This is a genomic window from Neisseria sp. P0017.S009, from assembly GCF_051957375.1.
Taxonomy (GTDB): Bacteria; Pseudomonadota; Gammaproteobacteria; order Burkholderiales; family Neisseriaceae; genus Neisseria; species Neisseria perflava.
Map to the genome: position 1 here is coordinate 65,676 of NZ_JBQCWL010000006.1, position 21,198 is coordinate 86,873.

33 protein-coding genes are annotated in these 21,198 nt (G+C 51.3%); 32 read left to right on the forward strand and 1 reads right to left on the reverse strand.

Features of this window, described 5'->3' with window-relative positions:
- Positions 1-14 precede the first annotated feature (14 nt).
- The 10 genes from ACTHTG_RS08305 (at position 15) to ACTHTG_RS08350 (ending at position 4,319) form a co-directional block, all read left to right on the forward strand.
- The gene (locus ACTHTG_RS08305) at positions 15-536 is read left to right on the forward strand and encodes a host-nuclease inhibitor Gam family protein (protein WP_049336426.1); all 522 of its coding nucleotides are present in this window, start codon (positions 15-17) and stop codon (positions 534-536) included.
- The gene (locus ACTHTG_RS08310; RefSeq protein ID WP_049336424.1) at positions 536-781 is read left to right on the forward strand and encodes a hypothetical protein; all 246 of its coding nucleotides are present in this window, start codon (positions 536-538) and stop codon (positions 779-781) included. Before ACTHTG_RS08305 ends, ACTHTG_RS08310 begins: the two co-directional genes overlap by 1 nt.
- Positions 782-942: 161 nt before the next feature.
- Positions 943-1,344 (forward strand): gp16 family protein, encoded by a 402-nt coding sequence (locus ACTHTG_RS08315; RefSeq protein ID WP_070588173.1) that lies wholly within the window; start codon positions 943-945, stop codon positions 1,342-1,344.
- The gene (locus ACTHTG_RS08320) at positions 1,344-1,784 is read left to right on the forward strand and encodes a Mor transcription activator family protein (protein ID WP_002233845.1); all 441 of its coding nucleotides are present in this window, start codon (positions 1,344-1,346) and stop codon (positions 1,782-1,784) included. Before ACTHTG_RS08315 ends, ACTHTG_RS08320 begins: the two co-directional genes overlap by 1 nt.
- Before the next feature lies 1 nt (position 1,785).
- Positions 1,786-2,466, forward strand: coding sequence for a hypothetical protein (locus ACTHTG_RS08325; RefSeq protein WP_083300560.1), 681 nt, complete (start codon positions 1,786-1,788; stop codon positions 2,464-2,466).
- A gap of 144 nt (positions 2,467-2,610) precedes the next feature.
- Complete coding sequence (locus tag ACTHTG_RS08330) at positions 2,611-3,156, forward strand: N-acetylmuramoyl-L-alanine amidase (protein WP_440360629.1); 546 nt, start codon at positions 2,611-2,613, stop codon at positions 3,154-3,156.
- Positions 3,153-3,329: a hypothetical protein gene (locus ACTHTG_RS08335; RefSeq protein ID WP_168163219.1), complete on the forward strand. Its 177-nt coding sequence runs from the start codon at positions 3,153-3,155 to the stop codon at positions 3,327-3,329. Before ACTHTG_RS08330 ends, ACTHTG_RS08335 begins: the two co-directional genes overlap by 4 nt.
- 160 nt (positions 3,330-3,489) lie before the next feature.
- Positions 3,490-3,726 carry a hypothetical protein gene (locus ACTHTG_RS08340; RefSeq protein WP_049350587.1) on the forward strand — a complete coding sequence of 79 codons (237 nt, stop codon included), beginning with the start codon at positions 3,490-3,492 and terminating at the stop codon, positions 3,724-3,726.
- Positions 3,698-4,117 (forward strand): hypothetical protein, encoded by a 420-nt coding sequence (locus tag ACTHTG_RS08345; RefSeq protein ID WP_070624795.1) that lies wholly within the window; start codon positions 3,698-3,700, stop codon positions 4,115-4,117. The genes ACTHTG_RS08340 and ACTHTG_RS08345 overlap by 29 nt, the downstream gene beginning before the upstream one ends.
- The gene (locus tag ACTHTG_RS08350; RefSeq protein ID WP_193388906.1) at positions 4,014-4,319 is read left to right on the forward strand and encodes a hypothetical protein; all 306 of its coding nucleotides are present in this window, start codon (positions 4,014-4,016) and stop codon (positions 4,317-4,319) included. Before ACTHTG_RS08345 ends, ACTHTG_RS08350 begins: the two co-directional genes overlap by 104 nt.
- Positions 4,320-4,363: 44 nt before the next feature.
- Here ACTHTG_RS08350 and ACTHTG_RS08355 read toward each other — a convergent pair whose 3' ends face one another.
- A complete protein-coding gene (locus ACTHTG_RS08355) occupies positions 4,364-4,534 on the reverse strand; it encodes a YegP family protein (protein ID WP_070588178.1) in 171 nt (56 codons plus the stop codon).
- 12 nt (positions 4,535-4,546) lie between these two features.
- On the opposite strand from ACTHTG_RS08355, the gene ACTHTG_RS08360 reads away from it, so the two are divergent.
- The 22 genes from ACTHTG_RS08360 (at position 4,547) to ACTHTG_RS08465 (ending at position 21,190) form a co-directional block, all read left to right on the forward strand.
- Positions 4,547-4,765 (forward strand): hypothetical protein, encoded by a 219-nt coding sequence (locus ACTHTG_RS08360; RefSeq protein ID WP_049227008.1) that lies wholly within the window; start codon positions 4,547-4,549, stop codon positions 4,763-4,765.
- Complete coding sequence (locus tag ACTHTG_RS08365) at positions 4,762-5,100, forward strand: hypothetical protein (RefSeq protein ID WP_070588180.1); 339 nt, start codon at positions 4,762-4,764, stop codon at positions 5,098-5,100. Before ACTHTG_RS08360 ends, ACTHTG_RS08365 begins: the two co-directional genes overlap by 4 nt.
- A gap of 11 nt (positions 5,101-5,111) precedes the next feature.
- On the forward strand, positions 5,112-5,378 hold the full coding sequence (locus ACTHTG_RS08370; protein WP_004520458.1) for a hypothetical protein: 267 nt from the start codon (positions 5,112-5,114) through the stop codon (positions 5,376-5,378).
- Positions 5,375-5,572 carry a hypothetical protein gene (locus tag ACTHTG_RS08375; RefSeq protein WP_440360630.1) on the forward strand — a complete coding sequence of 66 codons (198 nt, stop codon included), beginning with the start codon at positions 5,375-5,377 and terminating at the stop codon, positions 5,570-5,572. Before ACTHTG_RS08370 ends, ACTHTG_RS08375 begins: the two co-directional genes overlap by 4 nt.
- A gap of 2 nt (positions 5,573-5,574) precedes the next feature.
- A complete protein-coding gene (locus ACTHTG_RS08380) occupies positions 5,575-6,081 on the forward strand; it encodes a DUF1804 family protein (RefSeq protein ID WP_049337983.1) in 507 nt (168 codons plus the stop codon).
- Positions 6,074-6,901: a phosphoadenosine phosphosulfate reductase domain-containing protein gene (locus tag ACTHTG_RS08385; RefSeq protein ID WP_141750523.1), complete on the forward strand. Its 828-nt coding sequence runs from the start codon at positions 6,074-6,076 to the stop codon at positions 6,899-6,901. The genes ACTHTG_RS08380 and ACTHTG_RS08385 overlap by 8 nt, the downstream gene beginning before the upstream one ends.
- Entirely contained in the window at positions 6,902-8,524 is a 1,623-nt protein-coding gene (gene terL / locus ACTHTG_RS08390; protein ID WP_070624800.1) for a phage terminase large subunit, read from the forward strand.
- A 77-nt stretch (positions 8,525-8,601) separates the two neighbouring features.
- A complete protein-coding gene (locus tag ACTHTG_RS08395; RefSeq protein WP_440360631.1) occupies positions 8,602-10,155 on the forward strand; it encodes a DUF935 domain-containing protein in 1,554 nt (517 codons plus the stop codon).
- Positions 10,148-11,485, forward strand: coding sequence for a phage head morphogenesis protein (locus ACTHTG_RS08400; protein ID WP_070587420.1), 1,338 nt, complete (start codon positions 10,148-10,150; stop codon positions 11,483-11,485). Before ACTHTG_RS08395 ends, ACTHTG_RS08400 begins: the two co-directional genes overlap by 8 nt.
- A gap of 306 nt (positions 11,486-11,791) precedes the next feature.
- Positions 11,792-12,088, forward strand: coding sequence for a phage virion morphogenesis protein (locus tag ACTHTG_RS08405; RefSeq protein ID WP_440360632.1), 297 nt, complete (start codon positions 11,792-11,794; stop codon positions 12,086-12,088).
- A 217-nt stretch (positions 12,089-12,305) separates the two neighbouring features.
- Positions 12,306-13,361 (forward strand): phage protease, encoded by a 1,056-nt coding sequence (locus ACTHTG_RS08410; protein WP_039862366.1) that lies wholly within the window; start codon positions 12,306-12,308, stop codon positions 13,359-13,361.
- A 22-nt stretch (positions 13,362-13,383) separates the two neighbouring features.
- On the forward strand, positions 13,384-14,286 hold the full coding sequence (locus ACTHTG_RS08415) for a Mu-like prophage major head subunit gpT family protein (RefSeq protein WP_004520449.1): 903 nt from the start codon (positions 13,384-13,386) through the stop codon (positions 14,284-14,286).
- Positions 14,287-14,327: 41 nt separating this feature from the next.
- The gene (locus ACTHTG_RS08420; RefSeq protein WP_004520448.1) at positions 14,328-14,753 is read left to right on the forward strand and encodes a hypothetical protein; all 426 of its coding nucleotides are present in this window, start codon (positions 14,328-14,330) and stop codon (positions 14,751-14,753) included.
- A complete protein-coding gene (locus ACTHTG_RS08425) occupies positions 14,753-15,178 on the forward strand; it encodes a gp436 family protein (protein ID WP_004520447.1) in 426 nt (141 codons plus the stop codon). The genes ACTHTG_RS08420 and ACTHTG_RS08425 overlap by 1 nt, the downstream gene beginning before the upstream one ends.
- Positions 15,162-15,833: a DUF1834 family protein gene (locus ACTHTG_RS08430; RefSeq protein ID WP_004520446.1), complete on the forward strand. Its 672-nt coding sequence runs from the start codon at positions 15,162-15,164 to the stop codon at positions 15,831-15,833. The genes ACTHTG_RS08425 and ACTHTG_RS08430 overlap by 17 nt, the downstream gene beginning before the upstream one ends.
- Positions 15,826-16,008, forward strand: a complete 183-nt coding sequence (locus tag ACTHTG_RS08435; RefSeq protein WP_004520445.1) for a DUF2635 domain-containing protein — start codon at positions 15,826-15,828, stop codon at positions 16,006-16,008. Before ACTHTG_RS08430 ends, ACTHTG_RS08435 begins: the two co-directional genes overlap by 8 nt.
- A complete protein-coding gene (locus ACTHTG_RS08440; RefSeq protein ID WP_049335909.1) occupies positions 16,005-17,432 on the forward strand; it encodes a phage tail sheath subtilisin-like domain-containing protein in 1,428 nt (475 codons plus the stop codon). Before ACTHTG_RS08435 ends, ACTHTG_RS08440 begins: the two co-directional genes overlap by 4 nt.
- Positions 17,433-17,444: 12 nt before the next feature.
- Positions 17,445-17,819: a hypothetical protein gene (locus tag ACTHTG_RS08445; protein ID WP_004520443.1), complete on the forward strand. Its 375-nt coding sequence runs from the start codon at positions 17,445-17,447 to the stop codon at positions 17,817-17,819.
- Between the two features lie 58 nt (positions 17,820-17,877).
- Positions 17,878-18,348, forward strand: coding sequence for a hypothetical protein (locus ACTHTG_RS08450; protein WP_440360633.1), 471 nt, complete (start codon positions 17,878-17,880; stop codon positions 18,346-18,348).
- A 111-nt stretch (positions 18,349-18,459) separates the two neighbouring features.
- Positions 18,460-18,852, forward strand: coding sequence for a hypothetical protein (locus ACTHTG_RS08455; RefSeq protein WP_440360634.1), 393 nt, complete (start codon positions 18,460-18,462; stop codon positions 18,850-18,852).
- 41 nt (positions 18,853-18,893) lie between these two features.
- A complete protein-coding gene (locus ACTHTG_RS08460; RefSeq protein ID WP_263339393.1) occupies positions 18,894-19,061 on the forward strand; it encodes a hypothetical protein in 168 nt (55 codons plus the stop codon).
- Positions 19,058-21,190, forward strand: coding sequence for a phage tail tape measure protein (locus ACTHTG_RS08465; RefSeq protein WP_070587415.1), 2,133 nt, complete (start codon positions 19,058-19,060; stop codon positions 21,188-21,190). Before ACTHTG_RS08460 ends, ACTHTG_RS08465 begins: the two co-directional genes overlap by 4 nt.
- Positions 21,191-21,198: the final 8 nt, after the last annotated feature.

A 21,198-nucleotide genomic window follows, 5' to 3' on the forward strand; every position in this document is an offset into this window, starting at 1 on the left:
GAAAGGAAAAGAAAATGGCTAAAACCCGAATCAAACAGCCCGCGATCGAAGCGGCACAAGACAAAGCGGAAGTTACCGCATTTATCCGCCAAATCGGCGACTTGCAGCGCGAAGTCAAACGCCTGGAAACCGAAGCTGGAGACAAAAAAGCGGTCATCGAAGAAGAATATGCCGCCAAAGCCGCGCCGATGTGTGCCGAAATCATGAGCCTGACCGAACGTGTGGCCGCATACTGCGAGGCACATAAGGACGAGCTGACGGAAAACGGTAAAACCAAAACCGTGGACTTTACCACCGGCCTGATTAAATGGCGCATCCGTCCACCATCCGTCAAGGTAACGGGCGTGGCCGCCGTCTTGGCATGGCTCTCGGAGAAATCCGCCTTTGCCGAGTTTGTCCGTACGAAGAAGGAAATCGACAAAGACGCCATCCTGAATCAAAAAGAGCGTTTTTCAGACGGCCAAGTGCCGGGAATTAAGATTGTGTCGGGGCTTGAGGATTTTGTGATTGAGCCTACGGAGCAGGAGTTGGTGTGATGGAAAACGGAAATTTAAATACTGATGAGCTGGAATTTTTAAGAATTGCCGCACGCGATTCCTTCTACATCCACGCTCAAGTTGAAAATGCCAACCGAAAATTGGAAACCGCTTTTCTCGTGTGGGGAAAAGTGAAAGAAGGAGAAAAAGAGGCTATGCGCGCCCGAAAAAAAGCCTTTATTTATTACTGCTTCGGGGTGGTTTGGTTTTTTCTTGCGTTGATTTTATTTTTCTTTGGCGTTTAAAGCTTGATTAAAGGCCGTCTGAAATGGGGTTTAAAACCTGTTTCAGACGGCCTTTTTTGTGTCTGTCAGTTTCGCAAAAAAAACATCGACTTAATACTATATATTGTATTTTATTGGTATAATATGCGCTAATTTATACTATATGTTGTATTTGAGAAATAATGCGCCGGGCGTTGATTGCGAAAATTAAGATTGCTCAAAAGGAGCTGGGCTTAGACGACGGTACCTATCGCGCGGTGTTGGAGCGCGTGACGGGCAAGCGGTCGTGTACGGAGTGCAGTATCCCTGAGCTGGAGCGCGTGGTCGAGGATTTGCGCCAGCATGGGTTTGCGCCGAAAAAAACGGCAGGCCGACGGCCGAACCGCCGCTCTTCTGCCGATCCTATGATGCGGAAAATCGAAGCCCTGCTGCTGGATAACGGCTGGACTTGGAATTATGCGCACGGTACGGCGAAAAAGATGTTTAAGGTTGACCGCGTGGAATGGTTGTCCGACGGCAATATGCACAAGCTGGTGGCGGCGTTGCAGATTGCGGCGAACCGCCGTAAGAAAGGGGCTGTGTGATGTATGAGACGGCAGATTTTGGCGCGGTCAAGCATCTGCTCCCTGATAGTGTGCAGGCGTTGATTACGGTCATCGGGTTTAATGAAACGCTGGAGTTGGTGCGCCTGATGGGCGGTACGACTTATCCGTTGCGGCAGGGTTATACGAAAAACAGTCAATCCCGTGTTGCGTACTTGGAGGAGATTATCGGCAGTGAGGCGGCCGGTCGGCTGGTGGAGGCAATGGCTCCGTGCAATCTGTTTATACCCCGTTGCGAGACGGCCTTGTATGAGCTGCGTAACCGTAAAATCCGCAGTCAGTTTGACCGACAGACGGCAGGCGGTACCCCTGCTTATGAGGCCGTTAACGATTTGGCCTTGGCACACCGCCTAAGCGACCGCCATGTGTGGCGGATTCTGAAACAGGCGGATAAGGAAGCGGAGCAGGAAAATTTGTTCTAGAATGGAATGCCATGCAGATGTATGGCATTTTATTTTGGAGAAGAATATGAAAACGTTTTATTTTGTGCTGCTGGCGTTGGGCTTGGCAGCGTGTGGGCAAGTATCAGAGGAAGTCAAACCGACAGCCCCAGCACAGCAAGAAACTCAGCCTGACCCGAAAGTGAAAATCGTGGAGCGCCTGAAAAACGAAGAATACTTTATAGGGGAGAATAATTTAGACAAAATCCGCCGGCACGGCGAACTGAAAAGCCATGCGGAAAAATTGGTGGCATTGCTTACTCAAGCTGAAAAGGAGAACCGCGGCATGGTGTTAAACGGTAGCAATTTGGCGGAGGTCAAGACATTTAACAAGGCTTTTGTCGCTGTCGCCAAATCAGCCGATGAAACTTTCGGTGGGCCATTTTTGGAAGATAAGGCTGGATTGTATCAGTGTACCAATGCCGCCAATGCTGCATATGTCTACTTTACCGCCAGACAAAACCAAAACGCTATGGTTGCCAATTATAAACAGAACTACGACAACGCTATGGCCGCTTGTAAAGAGCAAATTAAACATCCTCCTGAAGCTGAGGCAACTGTCTATGCCCGTAAAGGTATTAATCTGCCTATAAATGATTGTTTAGCCGTGTTGACCGGAGATGAACCATTTGACACATTTACTTGTCCGATGAAAATCAAATAAGGTTGAATCATGCCAAGGCCGTCTGAAATTTCAGGCGGCCTTTTTGTTGCCTACTGACACTGTTTCGACCGCTGCAAAAGCCATGCCGATTGAAAATGTAAGCCTCTGAAAGTGCATTTTAATCTGATTTTGAGGGAGGCTTTAATGAGCAAAATTATTTGTCTGACTGCCGGACACAGCAACACCGACCCGGGCGCGTGCAACGGCTCCGACCGTGAGGCGGACTTGGCGCAGGATATGCGCAACATCGTGGCTTCAATCCTGCGTAACGATTACGGCTTGACCGTACGCACCGACGGCGAAGGCAAAGGCAATATGCCGCTGCGCGAAGCGGTCAAGCTGATTCGCGGCTCGGATGTGGCGATTGAGTTCCATACCAATGCGGCCACCGCGAAAACGGCCACTGGCATTGAGGCGTTGAGTACCGTCAAAAACAAACGCTGGTGTCAGGTGTTGAGCAAGGCTGTTGCCAAGAAAACCGGCTGGAAACTGCGCGGCGAAGACGGCTTTAAACCCGACAACGCGGGCCAGCATTCGCGCCTGGCTTATGCGCAAGCCGGCGGCATTGTGTTTGAGCTGTTTTTTATCAGTAACGACACTGATTTGGCCTTGTTTAAGACTACTAAATGGGGCATCTGCCGCGCGATTGCGGACGCGATTGCGATGGAATTGGGAGCGGCGAAGGTATGAAAAAGTCTTTGATTGCTTTGGCTCTGTCTGTCTTGAAACCGCAGATGCCTGAATTTGAGATTAAGCCTGCCAGTATTGGCTATTTGAAACAACATCCGTCTATGCGCCTGGGCAAGTCGGGCGTGGCGGCTGCGAAACGTGCGGCGCGTAAACGCAAGGCGAGAAAATGCTGAAAGCACGTCTGATTTGTTGGATTTTGAATTTGGTATCAAATGATTGGGAAGTCCGAATTGAAACACGTTGTATTGGCAGTGGTTATTACGACCGCCCAATCATTGCGAGAAAAAAGCACTGATTTTGTCGGGCATAAATGCCCAACCTACGGGATAAATAATGCGCATTTTTGATATTTTTAAAAACCCGGCGACAGGTAATGTGTCGCACTCGAAACTGTGGGCAAACGTTGCCTGCGCGGCTGGGACGTTTAAGTTTGTGATGTTGCCCGATCCGTCGGCGGAGATTTGGGCGGTGTATTTGGGCATTGTCGGCGGCTATGCGGTAGCGCGCTCGCTGGTCAGTGTCAAACGGCAGGAGGTCGAGAATGAATCTCGTGAAACTGCTGGCGAATAACTGGCAACCGATTGCCATTATCGCGCTTGTCGGCACGGGTTTGGCGGTGTCGCACCATCAAGGCTATAAGTCGGCGTTTGCAAAGCAGCAGGCCGTCATCGACAAGATGGAGCACGATAAGGCGCAAGCCCTGCTGTTGTCGGCTCAAAACTATGCGCGCGAATTGGAACAGTCGCGTGCGGAAGCTAAAAAATATGAAGTCAAAGCACACGCCGTCGGTATGGCTTTGGCGAAAAAACAGGCGGAAGTCAGCCGTCTGAAAACGGAAAATAAAAAGGAAATCGAAAATGTCCTTACTCAAGACCGTAAAAATGCAAGCGGTAATTGTATTGACGGCTTTGGCCATCACGGCCTGCAGCTCTACAACCGCGCCCTCGGCTACGGAAATTAAGGTTGTCGAAAAGGCGATCATGCCGACACCGCCTGCTGCGTTGATGGTCGCGCCGGTACGCCCGAGTCCTCCGAAGGACGGCAAGACGGCAACGCTGCTCGAACACGCCGCTGAGTTTGGCGGCTATGTTTCGGAGCTGGAAAACCAAAACGCAGCGTGGCGCGACTGGGCGGGCAATCGCTCCCGCAAAGTCGGCGACTGACAAAAAAGCCCGCGTAGGGCGCGGGCTTAGGGTAAAAGCGGATTTTATAACTCTTTTACAGGGGTCGCGGCGGTAGTGTTTTTCACCAAATCGACTGCGTGCTGGCAGTTTTGCTTGCTGGTGTAGCCTTGGCCCTGAGCGATGATTTCATGGTTGGCTGCTTTCAAATGCCAACGGTATTCGCCTTTTGCGTCTTTATAGATTTCAAAATACATAAGGTTTCTCCTATGAATGAGTACACGTTTTCTTACCGCTTTGACGGTAAGTCCTGGTCATTGAGCATTTGGGCGGACAGCCCTGAAGAAGCCCGGGCAAAATTTCGGGCTGCACGGGAAAATGCGCAGTATGACGGCGAAGTTGTAACAAAGATTTATACATTTGTAAATATTTCGTGGGTTAAGAAGTTGTACAGACGGATAAAATATTTAATGGGTATCAAAGAATGACCTACCGTGAATTAGTTGAACGTCAGTTGGCTGTGCGCCATGCCGATTTGGAATTGGGCTTAAGCCGCTCCCGCGAACAAGAGCCGTTTGTCATTCATGTTTCTAATCTGCTGGATAAGGCAGGGTTTGAATATACGGTACGGATGAATAAGGATTTTCAGACGACCTTTAACCTTGAATATCCAAATACAAACTACGACACTTTTAAGCGTGCAGTTTGGCAGACGATTTCGGCGTATTACTGCGTTTGTAACGATGGAGATGGACTCGAAATTTTCAGTAATCGCCCTGACGGCTACTCCGTCCGTATCGTATTCGGCGACGTGCCGGTTTAAAGGGGTTTTAAATGGACTTTGAATTTGGGTTTAAAACCCTGTGGCCGATTGCAACGGCGGCGTTTTGGTTTTGGGTCAACGGTATTTCAGGCCGTCTGAAAGAGGCGGACAAGCGTATCGACGACCTTAAAGAGGAGCTGCACGCGGTGAAGCTCTCTTATCACACCAAGGCGGACGCCAAGGCAGACAGCACTAATATTGCGGCGGCCTTAGAACGAATTGAAAACAAGTTGGAAAAAGTAAACGAAAAACTGGACAGGAAAGCGGACAAATCATGAGCGACCCGATTTTGGAAGCCTTGGAGCGTATTGAAAACAAGACTGATCAAACTCTGAAAAATCAGAAGGAAATGCAGGCGGAAATTGCACAAATCCGCCAAGACACGAAACGCACGGCCATTACATTCGGCGCACTGGGCGGCGGCGTGATTACGGTCGGCTGGGAATTGCTTAAAGCGAAAATGGGACTGTAATTATGGCTCACCCGCAAGAAATCCGTGAAAAGTTACGCCGGCTCTATGTGAGCGGCGAGCAAACTTTGGAAACGGCGGCCTTGATGTGCGAAATCCCGCAGGCCACTGCGCGTGCGTGGAAACGTGCGGATAAGGAAAAAGGCGACGACTGGGACAAGATGCGCGCTGCCTACACTTTGGCCGGCGGCGGTATCGAGGACTTGAGCCGTGCGATGTTGGCCGGTTTTATGGTGCAGTACAACAGTACGATGACGATGCTGCAGGATTCGAGTACCGAAGATTTGTCGCCGTCGGACCGTGCGAAGCTGTTGGCCAGCCTAGCCGATGCGTTTACGAAAACCGTATCAGCCAATGCCCGTGTGATGCCGGAAACGTCAAAACTGGCGACGGCTTTGGAATTGATTGAGTTCTTGATGGCGTTTGTGCAAGAAAAACACCCCAAACATTTGCCTGCCTTTGTGGAGGTATTGGAGCCGTTTGGGGCGGAAGTGGAGAAGAAGTTTGGATAAAGAACCTTTGTTGATTAGTTTTTCCGGTGGTCGCACCAGCGCGTACATGACACATCTGATTATGAATAATCTTGGGTTGTTTACTAATTACACCCCATTTATTGTCTTTGCCAATACGGGCTGCGAACACGAACAAACGCTTGAGTTTATACATCAATGTGAGACAGTGTTTGGCTGGCCGGTAGTATGGTTGGAAGCGGTGATTAATTCTGAACATGGCAAGGGTACTCGGCATAAGGTGGTCAATTTTGAAATAGCATCAAGAAATGGCGAGCCTTATCAGGCGATGATTGCAAAATATACGATACCTAACGTATCCAACCCGCATTGCACAAGAGAACTAAAACTGGCAGTTATAAATTCGTGGGCGCGTGAGAAATTCGGTACGGCAGCCGTTGATACAGCTATTGGTATCAGAGTTGACGAATCGAGACGCATTAAGGCAGATGCTGTCCAAAGAAAAATTATTTATCCATTGGTAGATATATGGCCGTCTGAAAAGCAAGATGTTTTAGATTTCTGGAAAAAACAGCCTTTTGATTTAAACATCCCCGAATATTTAGGCAACTGTGTCTGGTGTTTTAAAAAGTCGGATGCCAAGTTACTTAATGCGTTAAATGATGCCTCCGAATACTTTGAATTTCCAAAAATGATGGAGCGGCTATATCCGAACGGTAGAGATGGCTCGCCCGTTTTTTTCTTTCGTCGGCATCGTACCGTTTCCGACCTTGAAAAATTAAAAGAAATTGTTGAACCAACAGTAAGTTATACCCATCAAGGTGGATGTTCTGAATCGTGCGAATTTTTACAGGCTGTCTGAATGAAGAACAAAGATTTCCTCAAATCCCTGTCCGTCCTTGCTGCCAGTCTGCGCCAAGTCATCGAAGCGGAAGTGGACGGCTTTGATGCGTCGCCCAAGGCTATTGCTGCACGCCGTACCAAGGTATTTGACCCAGTAGGCGGTTACGAATATTTCGTAAATACCTACTTCCCCCATTATATCCGCTCGCCTGAGAAATCCGAACTGCATGCGTTTTTATTCAGCCGTCTGCCGGAGATTATCCGCTCCCCCAAAGGGGAAAATGAGGCGGTGGGTGCGCCGCGCGGCGAGGGTAAATCGACGCAGGTTACCCAGCTGTTTACGCTGTGGTGTATTGTGACCGGCCAAAAACATTATGCCGTTATTGTGATGGACAGCATAGACCAGGCATACCCGATGCTCGAAGCCATCAAGGCGGAATTGGAATTTAATCCGCGCCTGAAAACCGACTTCCCAGAAGTATGCGGACAAGGCCGTGTATGGCAGGCCGGTACGATTGTTACGGCCAATGACGTTAAGGTGCAAGTGGCCGGTAGCGGTAAAAAGCTGCGCGGTTTGCGTCACGGCCCTTACCGTCCTGACTTAACTGTTTTGGACGATATTGAGAATGACGAGCAAGTCCGCAATCCCGAACAGCGCGACAAGCTCAATGCGTGGCTGACTAAAACGGTATTGCCTCTGGGCGGGGTCGGCCAGAAATACGATGTGATCTATATCGGCACGATTTTGCATTACGACAGCGTACTTAACCGCACTTTAAATAACCCGTTTTGGCACGGTATTAAGTTTAAGGCGATGAAACGCTGGCCCGACCGCATGGATTTGTGGGACCGCTGGGAGGAACTTTTCCGAAACGACGGCGAGACGGTGGCCGAGGCGTTTTATCAGGTAAACAAGGACGAAATGGAGCGCGGCGCGGTCACTTCTTGGGCGGCTCGTGGCGTATTGGCATTGATGAAAATCCGTGCGCGTGACGGCCATGCGACGTTCGATTCGGAATATCAGAATGATCCGGTTGCCGGTGAGGCCGCGCCGTTTGCGAACAGCCTGAATTTTTGGGTCAATCGTGATTCGGATTGGATTTTTTATGGTGCGTGCGACCCGAGTTTGGGCAAGGCCGGCAACAGCCGTGACCCGTCTGCGTTGTGTATCGGCGGGTACAACCGCCGCACGGGTGTGTTGGATGTGGTGGAGGCTCTGATTAAGAAACGCCTGCCGGACAAGATTATTTCCGACATTATCGAACTGCAACGGCGGTACCGCTGTGTGTTGTGGGGCATTGAGACGGTGCAGTTTCAGGAGTTTTTAAAGACTGAGCTGGTCAAACGCGGCGCGGCTGCCGGTATCCCGATTCCGGCACGCGGTATCAAGCCGAGTGCGGACAAGTTGCTCCGTATTGAAAGCCTGCAGCCGTATATGCAAAACGGTCAAATCCGTTTGCACGCCAGTCAAAGCACACTGATTGACCAATTCCGCCATTTTCCGATGGCAGACCATGACGACGGCCCCGATGCGGTGCATATGCTGTGGGGTTTGGTTCAAAGCAGCGCGACTGTCGGCGGCTATATTGCCGTGCCTAGAGAGCACGGTTTGTCCGGACGGATGGGGAGCGGCGCATGGTAAAACTGACACGGGATACAGCCTGCTAAGGAGTGGCACGGCTGAAAATGGGGCAAGTTTAACTTGCCCTTTTTTACGTCATGAAAAACCTACTCCGTGCGTTGTTTAGTAAAGCCGCACCTAAAACGCCCGATAAACAATCCCAAACGGCGGATATCGTTAAAAACCGCACTACCCATGAGCATCCGAGCAAAGGGCTGACTCCGCAGTCGCTCCATCGGATTTTGGAAGATGCGGAAAACGGCGATATTCAGGCGCAGTCCGAACTCTTTGTCGATATTGAGGAGAAGGATGGCCATATCTTTTCGGAGATGAGCAAACGCAAGCGCGCGGTAATCGGCTTGGATTGGAATATTGTTCCGCCTCCGGACAGCAGCGAAGCGGAACGGAAGCTGGCCGAAGAGGTTGATGGCTGGCTCAATCAGATGACCGATTTAGAGGATATGATGTTTGACCTTTTGGACGCGGTCGGACACGGCTTCTCCTGCGTGGAAATCGAATGGGAAAACCTTGGTTCGTTATGGTTGCCCAAGGCATTCCATCATCGTCCGCAGGCTTGGTTTAAGGTCAATGCAATGGATGAGGTGTTATTGCGCAAAGACGGCAGCCCAGATGGCGAAAAGCTGTGGGATTTAGGCTGGATTGTCCATAAGCACCGCAGCCGTTCGGGTATTTTGGCAAGAAGCGGTTTGATGCGCACGCTGGTGTGGCCTTATTTGTTCAAGAATTACTCGGTGCGTGATTTGGCCGAGTTTTTGGAGATTTACGGCCTGCCGACCCGAATCGGTAAATATGCCTCCGGTGCGGACGACAAAGATAAGCTCACCCTTTTGAATGCGGTGCGCGAAATCGGCCATAACGCGGCGGGGATTATTCCTGAAATCATGCAGATTGAGCTGCTCAACGCGGCCAATGGCAGTGCGGATCCATTTCAGGCAATGATTGATTGGGCGGATAAAACGTCTTCAAAAGCGATTTTAGGCGGCACGCTGACCAGCCAGGCTGACGGCAAGACTGCTACCAATGCGCTGGGGCAAATCCATAACGAGGTGCGCCATGATTTGCTGGTGTCCGATGCCAAACAACTGGCCGGCACATTGACGCGCCAATTGATCCTGCCATTGTTGCAGCTCAATAAAGGCAATGTCGATGTTTCACGTCTGCCGCGCTTTGTGTTCGATACGCAATTGCCTGAAGATTTGACGGTGTACTCCGACTCTTTGCCTAAATTGGTGGGGATCGGCATGAAGATTCCGTTGTCGTGGGCGCAGGAAAAATTAGCCATTCCTTTGGCTTCCGAAGACGAGCCGGTATTGGCTTTTCAAACCGACGTTAAAACGGATTTAAAAAACGCTTCTCTAAGCTACCGCCGTGTGGCTTTGAGTAAAACTGGCGAGATTGTCGGCGCGGCGCAGGCGGATTTGGATAATGCGGACTTGAGCAAAGTGGCCTTGCCAAAAATGATTGAGCCGTTTTTACGCGGCTTAGGCCAGGCTTTGACCGAGGGTGATAGTTATGAGGATGTGCAGGAGCGTTTACTGCGCGTTTATCCCGACCTGACTGCCGAGCAATTTCAGATGGCCTTGGCGCGTGTGGTTTTTGTGTCGGACTTATGGGGACGGATGAATGGCTGATTTGAGCTACGCATTCGGCCTTGAGCCTGAACAGGCCGTCAAGTATTTTGAGGGGCTGGGCTTTAATGTGCCGTCCGATTGGAAAGTAACGTGGAATGAAGCGCAGGCTAAGGCACGGGCGATTGCGGGCATTCACAAGCAGGATATTGTCGCGCAAATCCACGGTGCTTTGTATGAAAGCCTGAAAAACGGTACGTCATTTGAGAAATTCCGTGATGATGTGGTAGGCCGTCTGAAACAGCATGATTGGCAGCTGCTGAAAGATGGCGACATTGTGAATGCCAACACCGGCGAAGTAGATGGTAAAGGCATCACGCGGCATCGACTGGAAACTATTTTCCGTACGCAAATGCAGTCGGCCTATATGTCCGGGCATTGGCAGGCTCTTGAAGATGGTCGAGACTCTGCGCCCTGGCTGCAGTATTCGGCCATTCTTGACAGCCGTACCCGACAAAGCCACGCTGCGGCGCATGGCGCGGTGTATCACATCGACGACCCGTTTTGGAATTACTTCTACCCTCCCAACGGCTTCAACTGCCGCTGTACCGTGCGGGCGTTTTCAGACCGTGACTTGAAGCGGCGCAATCTGCTGCCGCAAAAAGCGCAACTGGAAGATACGGAAGTGGTGGTCAACCGCAAGGGCGACACCCGCCCGGCCAAGGCGGTGAAGCTGGCCGACGGCAGTCGCTTTTATACTGATGCAGGTTTTCAGAATAATGTGGGTAAAAGCCATTTGGCCAACTTGGGGCAGTTGCAGATGCAGCGTGCAGTGGATTTGCCGCCGAAGCTGGCAAGTGTGGCGATTCAGGAAGCTTTAAAAGAGCCAAAATGGAGGGCAGCCATATCTAAACAAGCATCGGAAATGGTTGATCGGGTAAATATGGAGAAATTTGCCAGGGGTGAAATGCTGTATATCGGAGCGTTGGCTCCGTCGGTATTAGAAGCTCTGGCCGCAAAGAATGTCTATCCGCAATCGGCTGTGATCGCGATGAGTGATGAGCGAATATTACACGCGATACGTAACAGTAAAAATAAACCGTTGCCTTTGGCATTTTGGAAAGACCTGCCAGAACAGCTGCAAAATCCGGAGGCAATACTCATTGGCACGGCAGGCCGCAATGCCGATGGCCAGCAGTTTCTGTTGTTTGTGTATCCGGGAGTGAATAACAAAGGGAAATTGGTTGTAACAGTGGATTATCAGGCTAAGGCAAGAAATCCCTATACCGGCAAAAAAGAAGCGGTTGCCGTCAATATGGTTAATACAGGAAATTATGCTGAAGATGGGGATATTTATAAAAATGACAGATATGAATTAATCTGGAAGAAATAACCAAGTTGGCGGCTTTGCCTGATTCGAACAGGATAAAACAGTGGATAAACCACCGAGGCCATTCCAGTTGGCGACCCGCCGACAACTTGGTATTAAGGATAATATACTGATGATTGAGATAAAAATCAACACAGACACGTTGCAAAACAGCTTAAACGCCATTGCGCAACGTACAAGCAATACCCAGCCATTGATGACGCAGCTTGCCCGCATCATGCGCAACGCTGTGCTGGACAACTTCGAGGCAGGCGGCCGCCCGCGTGGGCTCCGCGCAAGTATCCGTCCGCGCGAGAAGGATCGGGGCTGTTGCAGGCCAGTGGGCGTTTGCGCAATTCGATTACGCAGAACAGTACGGCCACGGAAGCCGTGGTCGGTACCAATGTTGAATATGCGGCCATTCATAACTTCGGCGGACAAACTGCACCGCATACGATATTGCCGAAAAACGGCAAAGCCTTAAAATTCGGCGGACGGTTTGCCAAACGCGTCAATCACCCCGGCAGTAAGATTCCTGCACGTCCGTTTATGGTTCTTCAACCTGACGACGAACAGGCTTTAGTCGATGCGGTAAATGATTACTTGGATGCCGCTCTCGGTAATTAAAACAAAAGCCGTCTGAAATTGCACACAGACGGCTTTTATATATCTTCCCCTTATCTACCCTTTCCCGAAACGTTTAAATCAATCTGTGAGGGGCTTAAAAGGCTTCTGAAACGGTTTTAAACATACTCTCTTTTTCATTCTCCGATATTTCTCATTTTCGTTCCTTACTGACAGTGATTCAGCCTCTTGTGCCGGCTTGATGGCTCATGATTCGGCAATGGATACAAAAACCTTTCTTGCCGCCTTATCTGCCGCCAAAGTCGGAAATACGGACGGCCTTATCAAAATCGTACCCAAAGGTCAATTTGCACCAGTCGACGGGCGCACCGATACAGGCGTGGCGCACTGGACGATGACTGCCTCTTTGGCGCAGCAAATCATTGCCGCCTTTGATGCCGGACAAACAGACCTTGTTGTGGACTACGAACACGCCACACTGAAAGCTGCGGAAACCGGACAGCAAAATCCTGCTGCCGGTTGGATCAGCAAATATGTGTGGGATGACGATCGAGGTCTGATGGGCGAAGTGAAATGGACACAACGCGCAAAAGACATGATAGACAGCGGCGAATACCGCTATCTGTCGCCGGTACTCGAATACGACACATTGGGCAATGTGCGCGGGCTGCACAGTGTGGCGTTGACCAATTCGCCTGCGCTGGACGGCATGGCTCTGGCTGCATTGAGCCGCCAAAACTCTATTAACCCCAAACAGGAAACAAGTATGAACAAGGAAGCTTTAATCAAGCTCTTGGGCTTGGCGGCAGATGCCGACGATAAAGCCATTGAAGCGGCTTTGGCCGAAGCACAAGAAAAGCTGGGCGGTAAAACGCTGACCGAAGCACTGGCTGAACACAAAGACGAACCGCAAGGCGGCGAAGGCGGTAAAGGCGATGCCGGCAAGCCCGAAGACAATCCTCAAGGCGGTAATGCCGACGACGGCGAAGTTGCCGAACTGAAAGCCCAAGTGGCTGCGTTGAGCAAGAAAGTGATTGCAATGGAAGTGGGCGGTACTTCAGACGGCCTGATCCGTGCCGCTCTTTCAGATGGCCGCCTGCTGCCGCATCAAGAAGCATCGGCACGACAACTGGCTGCCAAAGACCCAGAGGCATTTAAGAATCTGATGGAAGGCAGTTTGAAATTGGCCGCGTTGAGTAAAACGCAAACCGGTGGCAAAGGCGCTGAAGGCGGTGAGCCTGCGTTGACTCCGGAAGAAATCGAAGTGGCCAAGCAATTGGGCATTTCAGCCGAAGATTATCAAAAAGCCAAATAAGGCTTTAAACAAGGATTAAAGCATGATTATCACTCCAGATACACTGAAAGCGCTGTTTACCGGCTTTAAGAAAAACTTCCAAGACGGCCTGAAAATGGCGGACAGCCAATACAAGGAAATCGCCACTGTTATTCCGTCCTCTACTGCTTCCAATACTTACGGCTGGCTCGGTCAATGGCCTGCCTTCCGCGAATGGGTGGGCGACCGCGTATTCCAAGATATGAAGGCACACGGCTATGCCATCACCAACAAGCATTTTGAAAGTTCGGTCAAGGTCAACCGCAACGACATCGAAGACGACAACGTCGGCATTTACGCGCCGATGATGACCGAAATGGGCCGTGCTTCCGCCGTTCATCCTGACGAATTGGTATTTGCTCTGCTGAAAAACGCGCATGCTACGTTGTGTTATGACGGTCAGAACTTCTTCGACAACGACCACCCGGTATATGAAAAAGTCGATGGCACCGGCCAATCCACCACTGTATCCAATATTTTCACCGGTACCGAAGCCGCTTGGTATTTGCTGGATACATCACGCGCCCTGAAACCTCTGATTTATCAGGAACGCAAGCCTAAGCAGTTCACTGCCATGACCGCCGCTACCGACGAAGGCGTATTTATGCGCAACGAATACCGCTACGGCGTGGACGGCCGTTGTAATGTTGGTTTGGGCTTCTGGCAAATGGCGGCTAAGTCGCAAGAAACCCTGGATGCCGAAGGTTTTGAAAAGGCTTACAACGCAATGGTCAGCCTGAAAGGCGACGGCGGCCGACCGCTGGGTATCCGCCCGAATGTGCTGCTGGTTCCTCCTTCTTTGGAAAACGCCGCCAAAAAATTAGTGGAAGGCGACCGCCTGGATAGTGGTGCGTACAACCCGAACAAAGGCAAATGCAAGGTAATCGTATCTCCTTGGTTGCTGTAACCCTTTAGATAGGCGGGCTCTGCCCGCCGAAAGGATAAGAAATGGCAAAAGTAAAAAACGAAGATGAAAAAACCGAGCAAACGGTTGGCGCAACTGTGGATGTAAACCCCGAAGACGTTAAGTTGCAGGCGTTTCTTGAGGCTGAAGTCGAAAAATTGAACGCCGAGCTTGAAGCGGCGCGTGTGCGTATCGCCGAATTGGAAGCTCAATTGGAACAGGCCGCAAGCCCTGCCGTTGAAGCAGTAGCAGCACAAGAACGCTATCAGGCAGGCGGTGAAGCGGCGGCAGATGCCGAAGTGGTTGCCATCAAATCCAAACATGGCCATGCGTTTTGGCGCAGCGGGTATCACGTTCAACCGCATTTTACCTTTGTGAAACGTGCCGATTTCGAGCCCGAAGCGTGGGAGCGCCTGCTGGCCGAACCGATGGCTGTTGTTTGTGAAGCCTTGCCTGTGGAGCAGGATTAATGGCTTACGCAACGGTTGCCGATTTGGTGGCGCGTTATACCGAGCCGACGATTGCAGGTCTGACCGACCTGACGCGCTTGGGAAGCGTGAATGCCGAAATTGCGCAACAAGGTTTGGATGATGCCTCCGCCGAAATCGACGGCTATCTGGCATCGCGCTATGAATTGCCGTTGCCTGCCCCTGTGCGCCTGTTGAGCCTTTATTGCTGCGACATTGCCGTTTACCGTTTGGCAACGGGCAAGCGCCAACTGACGGAAGATATGGTGCACCGATATGAGGCGGCGATTGCGTATCTCAAATTGGTGGCATCAGGCAAGGCTGGTTTGGGTGTGGCTGAAAATGCCGACCCCAAGCCGACCGTGCAAGGTGATGCGGTAATGTTTGCCGCCAAGGAAAAGGTGTTCGGCCGTGATAGCGTCTATTGAACAAGCCATCAAACAGCGTCTTTCAGACGGCCTTGGCCAAATGGTCAGCGGTGTGCATACATACGGTGGCGAATTTGACGGCGAAGGCTTGGCTCAAGTGGTCAACCAGTTCCCCGCCGTTTGGGTCATGTTTGCCGGCATTACCGACAGCGAGCCCCATGATACGCGCCGAACACGCTACCAAGTCACTGGTCACTTTACTGTCTTGGTCGGCGACCGTGCCAGCGGCAGCGAGGCGGACAGCCGCTTCGGCGGTTTACACCGAAACGATGTCGGCACTTACCGGCTGATGCAGGCCGTGCGCCTGTTGCTGATCAATCAGACTATGGGTTTGTGTATAGGCCGTCTAAAGCCGGGCAAAGCAAAAAGCCTGTTTTCTAAACAAATGGAGTTGGACGCAATCAGCGTATTTGCGCTGGATTTTGAAACGCATTGGTTCGAAGACGCACTGCGAGACGGCGATTGGCCACGGCCTACGGTTTCAGATGCTCAACAGGCGCAAATATATGCCGACGTATCCGAATACCATGGCTGTACCTATCCAGAACATCCTGACTTGAAAGGCGCAAACCTTGAGCTGCGTATCCCGCCCAAAAAACCAAACCAACCCGCCGATATGGCGGCCACCGTTAAAACCGAGGTAAAACATGACTGAAACCATTAAAGTTCGTGCCGCCACAGGTCTGCAAGTACCTATGGCAGGAAAGCCACATGAATATATTACCGACCAAGAAGCGGTCGAAGTGCCGAATGCCGCGTATTACCTGCGCTGTATTCACTACGGCGACTTGGTTATTGTTGAGGACAACCCGAAAGGCAACAAATCATGACTTCCGCAAACGTCAGTTTCGACAAAATTCAGACCAGTACGCGTAAGCCGGGCGTTTACGTCGAATGGAACACCAAGCTTGCTGTACGCAACCTGCCAACCAACAAGCAACGTGTACTGCTGATTGCGCAACACAGCAATCCCAAGGCGGGCAAGCTGACTGCGCTGGCAAATATCTATTCTGCGGCCGATGTCGCAGCTGCGTATGGTGCCGGCTCTCAGGCGCATTTGATGGCATTGGCCGCTATCAAGGCTTACGCATATGCAGATTTGAGCCTGATTACCGTTGCCGACAATGAAGCAGGCGTTGCGGCGACCGGCAATATCACGATTACGGGCACTGCCGATACGCAAGGCGTTTTACGCGTCAACATCGGCAATGCCGATACGCTGACCGTCGGTGTCGCCGCCAATGCAACCGCCGCAACCGTAGCCTCTGCCGTCAAAGCCGCCATTGATGCCGAAACATCATTGCCGGTAACGGCGACAGCCTCTGAAGGCTTGGTAACGCTGACAGCTAAAAATAAAGGCACGCACGGCAACCATATCCGTATTCGCACAGGTAATACCGCCGAAGGGATTACCGTTGCAGTCAAAGCGATGAGCGGCGGCGATGCCGATGCCGATATCGGCCCTGCATTGAATGCAGTGATTGCCGAAGGCCATAATTTGATTGCGGTAGGCTGTACCGATGAGGCGAACCTCTTGAAGTTGCGCACACATTTGGAAACTGTCGGTGCGCCTGAAGAAAAACGCTGGGCATTGGGTATTTATGGCCAAACCGGTGCATTGGCGCAAACAACGACACAGGCAGGCCGTCTGAACAGCGGTTATCTGTATTCGGCCTGGTATCGTAAAACGCCTAGCCTGCCATGTGAGCTGGCAGCCGCGTTTGCGGCCGTTGTGGCCAGCGAGGAAGACCCGGCTCGTCCGCTCAATACCCTGAAGCTCAACGGCATCGGTGTGTGCGACAGTGCAGACAAGACTATGCGTACCGAACAGGAAAACGCGCTCTACAACGGCGTTACTCCTATTGAAACCAGCCCAGACGGCACATCCGCCCAAATCGTCCGCGCTATTTCGACTTATACCAAAACTGCCAACGGCACGGCAGACGAAAGTCTGCTCGATATGACTACCGTACGCACATTGATTTATGTATCAGGCGCGTGTGCCGACCGTATCGCATTGCGTTTCCCGCGCGACAAAATGACCGAGCGCACCATTGCCCGTGTCCGCTCCGAATTGATCGACGTGTTGATGAAATGCGAAGAATTGGAAATCGTCGAAGACGTTGAAAACAATTTGGCCAACCTGATTGTGGAACGCGATGCACAAAACACCGGCATGCTCAACTGCCGCGTGCCGTCCGATGTGGTTAACGGCCTGCACCAAGTAGGCATGGTTATCGACCTGTATCTGTAAAAAGGAAAGAACATGAGTACAGAATATGTAGGCAGCGTAACGCTGTATGTCGGTGCGACCGAGGTGGAAGTCACCAAGATTGATGTGAAAAACATCACAGGCAAAAAAGAAGTTAAAACCATGAACCGCACACGCCGCGTCAAAGGCTTTACGCGCGGTGTCGGCCAGTATGATATTTCTTTTACCGCCGTCGTGCCGACAGACGGTACGGTTATCGATTGGGACAAAATCGAAGACGCAAAAATCTCGCTGGTTCCTGATATTAATGGCGCACGCCCAACCTCCTATCTTGGTTTTTGCGCGAAGGAAGCCGGTGAAAGCTATACGGTGGACAACGAATTGGTCATTGATGTGACCGGCTTTGCAACCCGTAAAGTGATTGAGTAAAAATATGTTAGTGATATACTTATCTCTTTATCATTATCGATAAGGGATAAGTATTATCATGACAAGATTACCTTACTCAATATTGACGCTGGCCTTTGTTTTGGCCGCTTGCGGCGGCATCCCGTCAGAGCAGCTGGAAAAAGCCCGAAACGGCGCAAGTTTGCAGGAATTGGGGCTAGCCGATAAGCAATGGGACAAAAACGAAATGAAGCTGGCGGCAGTCACAACAAACGAGCAGTTGGAGCGAGCCTCTATTGCAATTATCCCGTTTGCTCATGACAAAGACCAAGGTAAAAGAGTGCTCTTGGACGGCCGCAACGAAGTGACGGGTATGTTGTCGTCACTGAGCAAAAACTGGGGCAATCAGACTAATCCTTATAGCCATCGATACAGTAGCTGTTATGGGGCTACCTTATTTTTAGGGCAGATGATGGTATGGGGTAGTACCCTTAATCCTCAAGATGGCTCAAATATCCTGCAAGACTACCGTGAGCAAAAAGACAAATGTGCAGCATTGGCCGCTGAATAATAAAGTGTGCCACCTCGGATAGTGACCTCTGTCCGACAATCTTAAAACTGCCTTTAAACGACAATTAAACCTACTTTACCAATGGTTTAATCAAAGTTTAAGGGCTTTTTTATGTCTAAACAATCCCAATTCCAAGAATTTACTCAAGCCATCGAAGACTACAATTTGAGCGTATCCGCCGACCTCAAAACTGTGACAGGCCGTCTGAAATACGGTGTGGCCGTTGACGGTGTAGTCCATCGTGATTTTGCCATGCATCTGCTGACCGTGCGCGAAGATATGGCTATTGACCCAACGCTGGAGGGTCAGGCGCGTATGTTGGCAGCCTATTCAGCCTCTCTCGACCATATCGGTACGATTCAACCTGATGCCTTAACGCTCGACTTCTTGGCCGATGAGTTGGTCGCCACCGATTTTGACGCGCTTTATTTCGCCCAAGAGCTGCTGGCAAAAAAGCGTCTGTCCGTTCAGCCCGTGCCGACCGCTACCGATACGCAGTCTTAAAGCTGGGGAGTTACGGTATCTCTGCCGACGATATCGGCAAGATGACTCAGCCGGAGCTTGATGGATGGCTCAAACAGGCCGATTTGATTGACCGTGGCCGTGCCGCTCCCGTGGTGCTGCCCTGGTTTGCGCCGTCTGCCAAAACTTCAACCCCATCTGCATCTGGCGGACACACTCAAACCTTTATCAGTAAACGGAAGAAAAAATGAGCCGTAATACAATCGAATTAGTTGCCAAGTTCCGAGATGACGCAAGTGTCGGCCTGCGCCGCTTGGCGACCGAGGCCAACCGTACGATGCAGATTCAAAGCCGTGCGGCATCATCTTCCGGCAGGCAACAACAGCTGATGCATGCAGCTGCCGCCCGTTTGGGCATTCGCACAGAGCGTGAAATCCGCCGTGAAATCCAACGTACTCAAGCGGCCTACAACGCAATGGCCAAAAGCGGCCGTGCTTCGCACAATGAACTGGCGCGAGCCGCTCAACAGACGCGCAGCCGTATTCGTGAGTTAAATGCCGAAATGAACAGCGGCAGCCGTTTCAACCGAATGATCCAAGGAGGTAAAAGTTTGGCGCGCGGTGCGACTTCGGTTGCCGCCGGTGTCATGGCCGGCGGTTATGTGTTGGCCCAGCCGGTCAACCGGACAATGGACTATGACACGGAGCTGCGTCACGCGACCAATACCATGTATGCAGGCAAGACTTTGGCGGAAAAACGTGCCGGCATGGAGGAAATTAATAAAACGGTAAACGATGCCGCTTATCTTGGCGGAACATCTAAGGAAGCAGCCTTGCAGGCAATGAATACCATGGTGGCCAGCGGTTCGTTGAGTGATGCTGCCGTGAAGCAGATGTTGCCAACCGTAATGAAAACAGCACTGGCCGCCAATGCCGATGCCGATGATATTGCCAATATTGTGACCAAGGCGAAGCAGGCAGGGTTTAAAGAAGCCGATATTCCTGCTTTGCTTGACCGAGCCATGCAATCGGGCGCGGATGGCGGTTTTGAGCTGAAAGACATGGCGCGATGGTTGCCGCAACAGTTGGCAGCAATGAAGTCCGCAGGTATGGGCGCGACACTGGATAATTTCAGCAGTTTGTTAAATGCAAACCAACTGGCGTTTATGACTGCAGGCAGTACAGACGAAGCCGGTAACAACCTGGTCAATCTGCTGGCGAAAATCAGCAGTCAGGACATCGTTACTAAGGCAAAGAAAATCGACATTAACGGCCAAGAGGGTTTTGACTTCACGGCCAGTATGAATAAGCGTCAGGCTGCAGGCATGAACTCGCTGGACGCATTGGTCGATATTGTCAGTGAAATCGTGAGCAAGGATGAAAAGAGTGCGGCATTAATGAAACAAATGGCTGCTGCTCAAGGCGATGAGGCTAAGTTGGCTTTACTGGAAAACCAGAAAGCTTTGGTTGACGGTACGGCTGTCGGCCAGTTGGTTTCAGACCGCCAAGCCTTAATGGCGTTGCTCTCGCTCATCAACAACAAGCAAGAAGCCGCACGACTGCAGCAAGGACAAGCCAACGCCGCCGGTGCAGTAGATGGGGCTTATCAATTTGTGGCCGAAGGCTCCGGATTCAAAAAAGAACAGCTCAAAACGGCATACAGCGAAGCTGAATATGGCGCATTCTCAAGCTTTACCGACATGGTGGCCAATAAGCTTAAAGGTATTGCCGACTGGGCCAGAGGTAATCAGGAAGCCGCGCAGACAGCGGTGGCGGCGGGTCAAGGAGCTGCGGCAGTATCCGCAACTGTGGGAACAAGCTCAATGGTAAGCGGCGGATGGCGGTTCTTCCAAGGCGGTCAAGGTGTTGCCGGTGCCGGCCGTTTTCTGCCTTCTGCAGGCTCAATGGGTGCCTTTACTTTAGGTGCTGCTCCGTTGGCCGCTATGGGCGGCGTAACACATTTGGCGGCGCAACGGGATAAATATGACGACTGGAGTAAACCGTTGGTGGCATTCGCCGACCGCTTGCAGTCGTTTTTGCCTGATTTTATGTCGTCTGCCAAAAACGAATACATGAGAAAACGGGAGGAATTGGGTGGGAATAACTCTCCGCTCGACAGCCCTGTTCTCAAAGAGAGTATGGCGCAGCTCAGTCAATCTGCACAAACCAATCAGCAAGCCAGCCAACAGTATGTCACAGCGGCAACTGAAAATCAGGCTGCAACTGCCCAGCTTACCAATGCGGCCACCCAGATGACTGCGGCGGCGGCGCAAATGCAGGCGGCGGCAGGTAAGCCGATACCCGTTACAGTCACCGTTCAAAACGGCAATATTATGGCCTATATCAATCAAGCGGCGGCGCGTGCGGCAGCTAAAAATTAAGGATCCGT

Excerpts from the sequence above, each read along its gene's own strand:
- ACTHTG_RS08305 (WP_049336426.1), top strand. The coding sequence starts at position 15 with ATGGCTAAAACCCGAATCAAACAGCCCGCGATCGAAGCGGCACAAGAC.
- ACTHTG_RS08310 (WP_049336424.1), top strand. The coding sequence starts at position 536 with ATGGAAAACGGAAATTTAAATACTGATGAGCTGGAATTTTTAAGAATT.
- ACTHTG_RS08315 (WP_070588173.1), top strand. The coding sequence starts at position 943 with ATGCGCCGGGCGTTGATTGCGAAAATTAAGATTGCTCAAAAGGAGCTG.
- ACTHTG_RS08320 (WP_002233845.1), top strand. The coding sequence starts at position 1,344 with ATGTATGAGACGGCAGATTTTGGCGCGGTCAAGCATCTGCTCCCTGAT.
- ACTHTG_RS08325 (WP_083300560.1), top strand. The coding sequence starts at position 1,786 with ATGGAATGCCATGCAGATGTATGGCATTTTATTTTGGAGAAGAATATG.
- ACTHTG_RS08330 (WP_440360629.1), top strand. The coding sequence starts at position 2,611 with ATGAGCAAAATTATTTGTCTGACTGCCGGACACAGCAACACCGACCCG.
- ACTHTG_RS08335 (WP_168163219.1), top strand. The coding sequence starts at position 3,153 with ATGAAAAAGTCTTTGATTGCTTTGGCTCTGTCTGTCTTGAAACCGCAG.
- ACTHTG_RS08340 (WP_049350587.1), top strand. The coding sequence starts at position 3,490 with ATGCGCATTTTTGATATTTTTAAAAACCCGGCGACAGGTAATGTGTCG.
- ACTHTG_RS08345 (WP_070624795.1), top strand. The coding sequence starts at position 3,698 with ATGAATCTCGTGAAACTGCTGGCGAATAACTGGCAACCGATTGCCATT.
- ACTHTG_RS08350 (WP_193388906.1), top strand. The coding sequence starts at position 4,014 with ATGTCCTTACTCAAGACCGTAAAAATGCAAGCGGTAATTGTATTGACG.
- ACTHTG_RS08355 (WP_070588178.1), bottom strand. The coding sequence starts at position 4,534 with ATGTATTTTGAAATCTATAAAGACGCAAAAGGCGAATACCGTTGGCAT.
- ACTHTG_RS08360 (WP_049227008.1), top strand. The coding sequence starts at position 4,547 with ATGAATGAGTACACGTTTTCTTACCGCTTTGACGGTAAGTCCTGGTCA.
- ACTHTG_RS08365 (WP_070588180.1), top strand. The coding sequence starts at position 4,762 with ATGACCTACCGTGAATTAGTTGAACGTCAGTTGGCTGTGCGCCATGCC.
- ACTHTG_RS08370 (WP_004520458.1), top strand. The coding sequence starts at position 5,112 with ATGGACTTTGAATTTGGGTTTAAAACCCTGTGGCCGATTGCAACGGCG.
- ACTHTG_RS08375 (WP_440360630.1), top strand. The coding sequence starts at position 5,375 with ATGAGCGACCCGATTTTGGAAGCCTTGGAGCGTATTGAAAACAAGACT.
- ACTHTG_RS08380 (WP_049337983.1), top strand. The coding sequence starts at position 5,575 with ATGGCTCACCCGCAAGAAATCCGTGAAAAGTTACGCCGGCTCTATGTG.
- terL (WP_070624800.1), top strand. The coding sequence starts at position 6,902 with ATGAAGAACAAAGATTTCCTCAAATCCCTGTCCGTCCTTGCTGCCAGT.
- ACTHTG_RS08395 (WP_440360631.1), top strand. The coding sequence starts at position 8,602 with ATGAAAAACCTACTCCGTGCGTTGTTTAGTAAAGCCGCACCTAAAACG.
- ACTHTG_RS08400 (WP_070587420.1), top strand. The coding sequence starts at position 10,148 with ATGGCTGATTTGAGCTACGCATTCGGCCTTGAGCCTGAACAGGCCGTC.
- ACTHTG_RS08410 (WP_039862366.1), top strand. The coding sequence starts at position 12,306 with ATGGATACAAAAACCTTTCTTGCCGCCTTATCTGCCGCCAAAGTCGGA.
- ACTHTG_RS08415 (WP_004520449.1), top strand. The coding sequence starts at position 13,384 with ATGATTATCACTCCAGATACACTGAAAGCGCTGTTTACCGGCTTTAAG.
- ACTHTG_RS08420 (WP_004520448.1), top strand. The coding sequence starts at position 14,328 with ATGGCAAAAGTAAAAAACGAAGATGAAAAAACCGAGCAAACGGTTGGC.
- ACTHTG_RS08425 (WP_004520447.1), top strand. The coding sequence starts at position 14,753 with ATGGCTTACGCAACGGTTGCCGATTTGGTGGCGCGTTATACCGAGCCG.
- ACTHTG_RS08435 (WP_004520445.1), top strand. The coding sequence starts at position 15,826 with ATGACTGAAACCATTAAAGTTCGTGCCGCCACAGGTCTGCAAGTACCT.
- ACTHTG_RS08440 (WP_049335909.1), top strand. The coding sequence starts at position 16,005 with ATGACTTCCGCAAACGTCAGTTTCGACAAAATTCAGACCAGTACGCGT.
- ACTHTG_RS08445 (WP_004520443.1), top strand. The coding sequence starts at position 17,445 with ATGAGTACAGAATATGTAGGCAGCGTAACGCTGTATGTCGGTGCGACC.
- ACTHTG_RS08450 (WP_440360633.1), top strand. The coding sequence starts at position 17,878 with ATGACAAGATTACCTTACTCAATATTGACGCTGGCCTTTGTTTTGGCC.
- ACTHTG_RS08455 (WP_440360634.1), top strand. The coding sequence starts at position 18,460 with ATGTCTAAACAATCCCAATTCCAAGAATTTACTCAAGCCATCGAAGAC.
- ACTHTG_RS08460 (WP_263339393.1), top strand. The coding sequence starts at position 18,894 with ATGACTCAGCCGGAGCTTGATGGATGGCTCAAACAGGCCGATTTGATT.
- ACTHTG_RS08465 (WP_070587415.1), top strand. The coding sequence starts at position 19,058 with ATGAGCCGTAATACAATCGAATTAGTTGCCAAGTTCCGAGATGACGCA.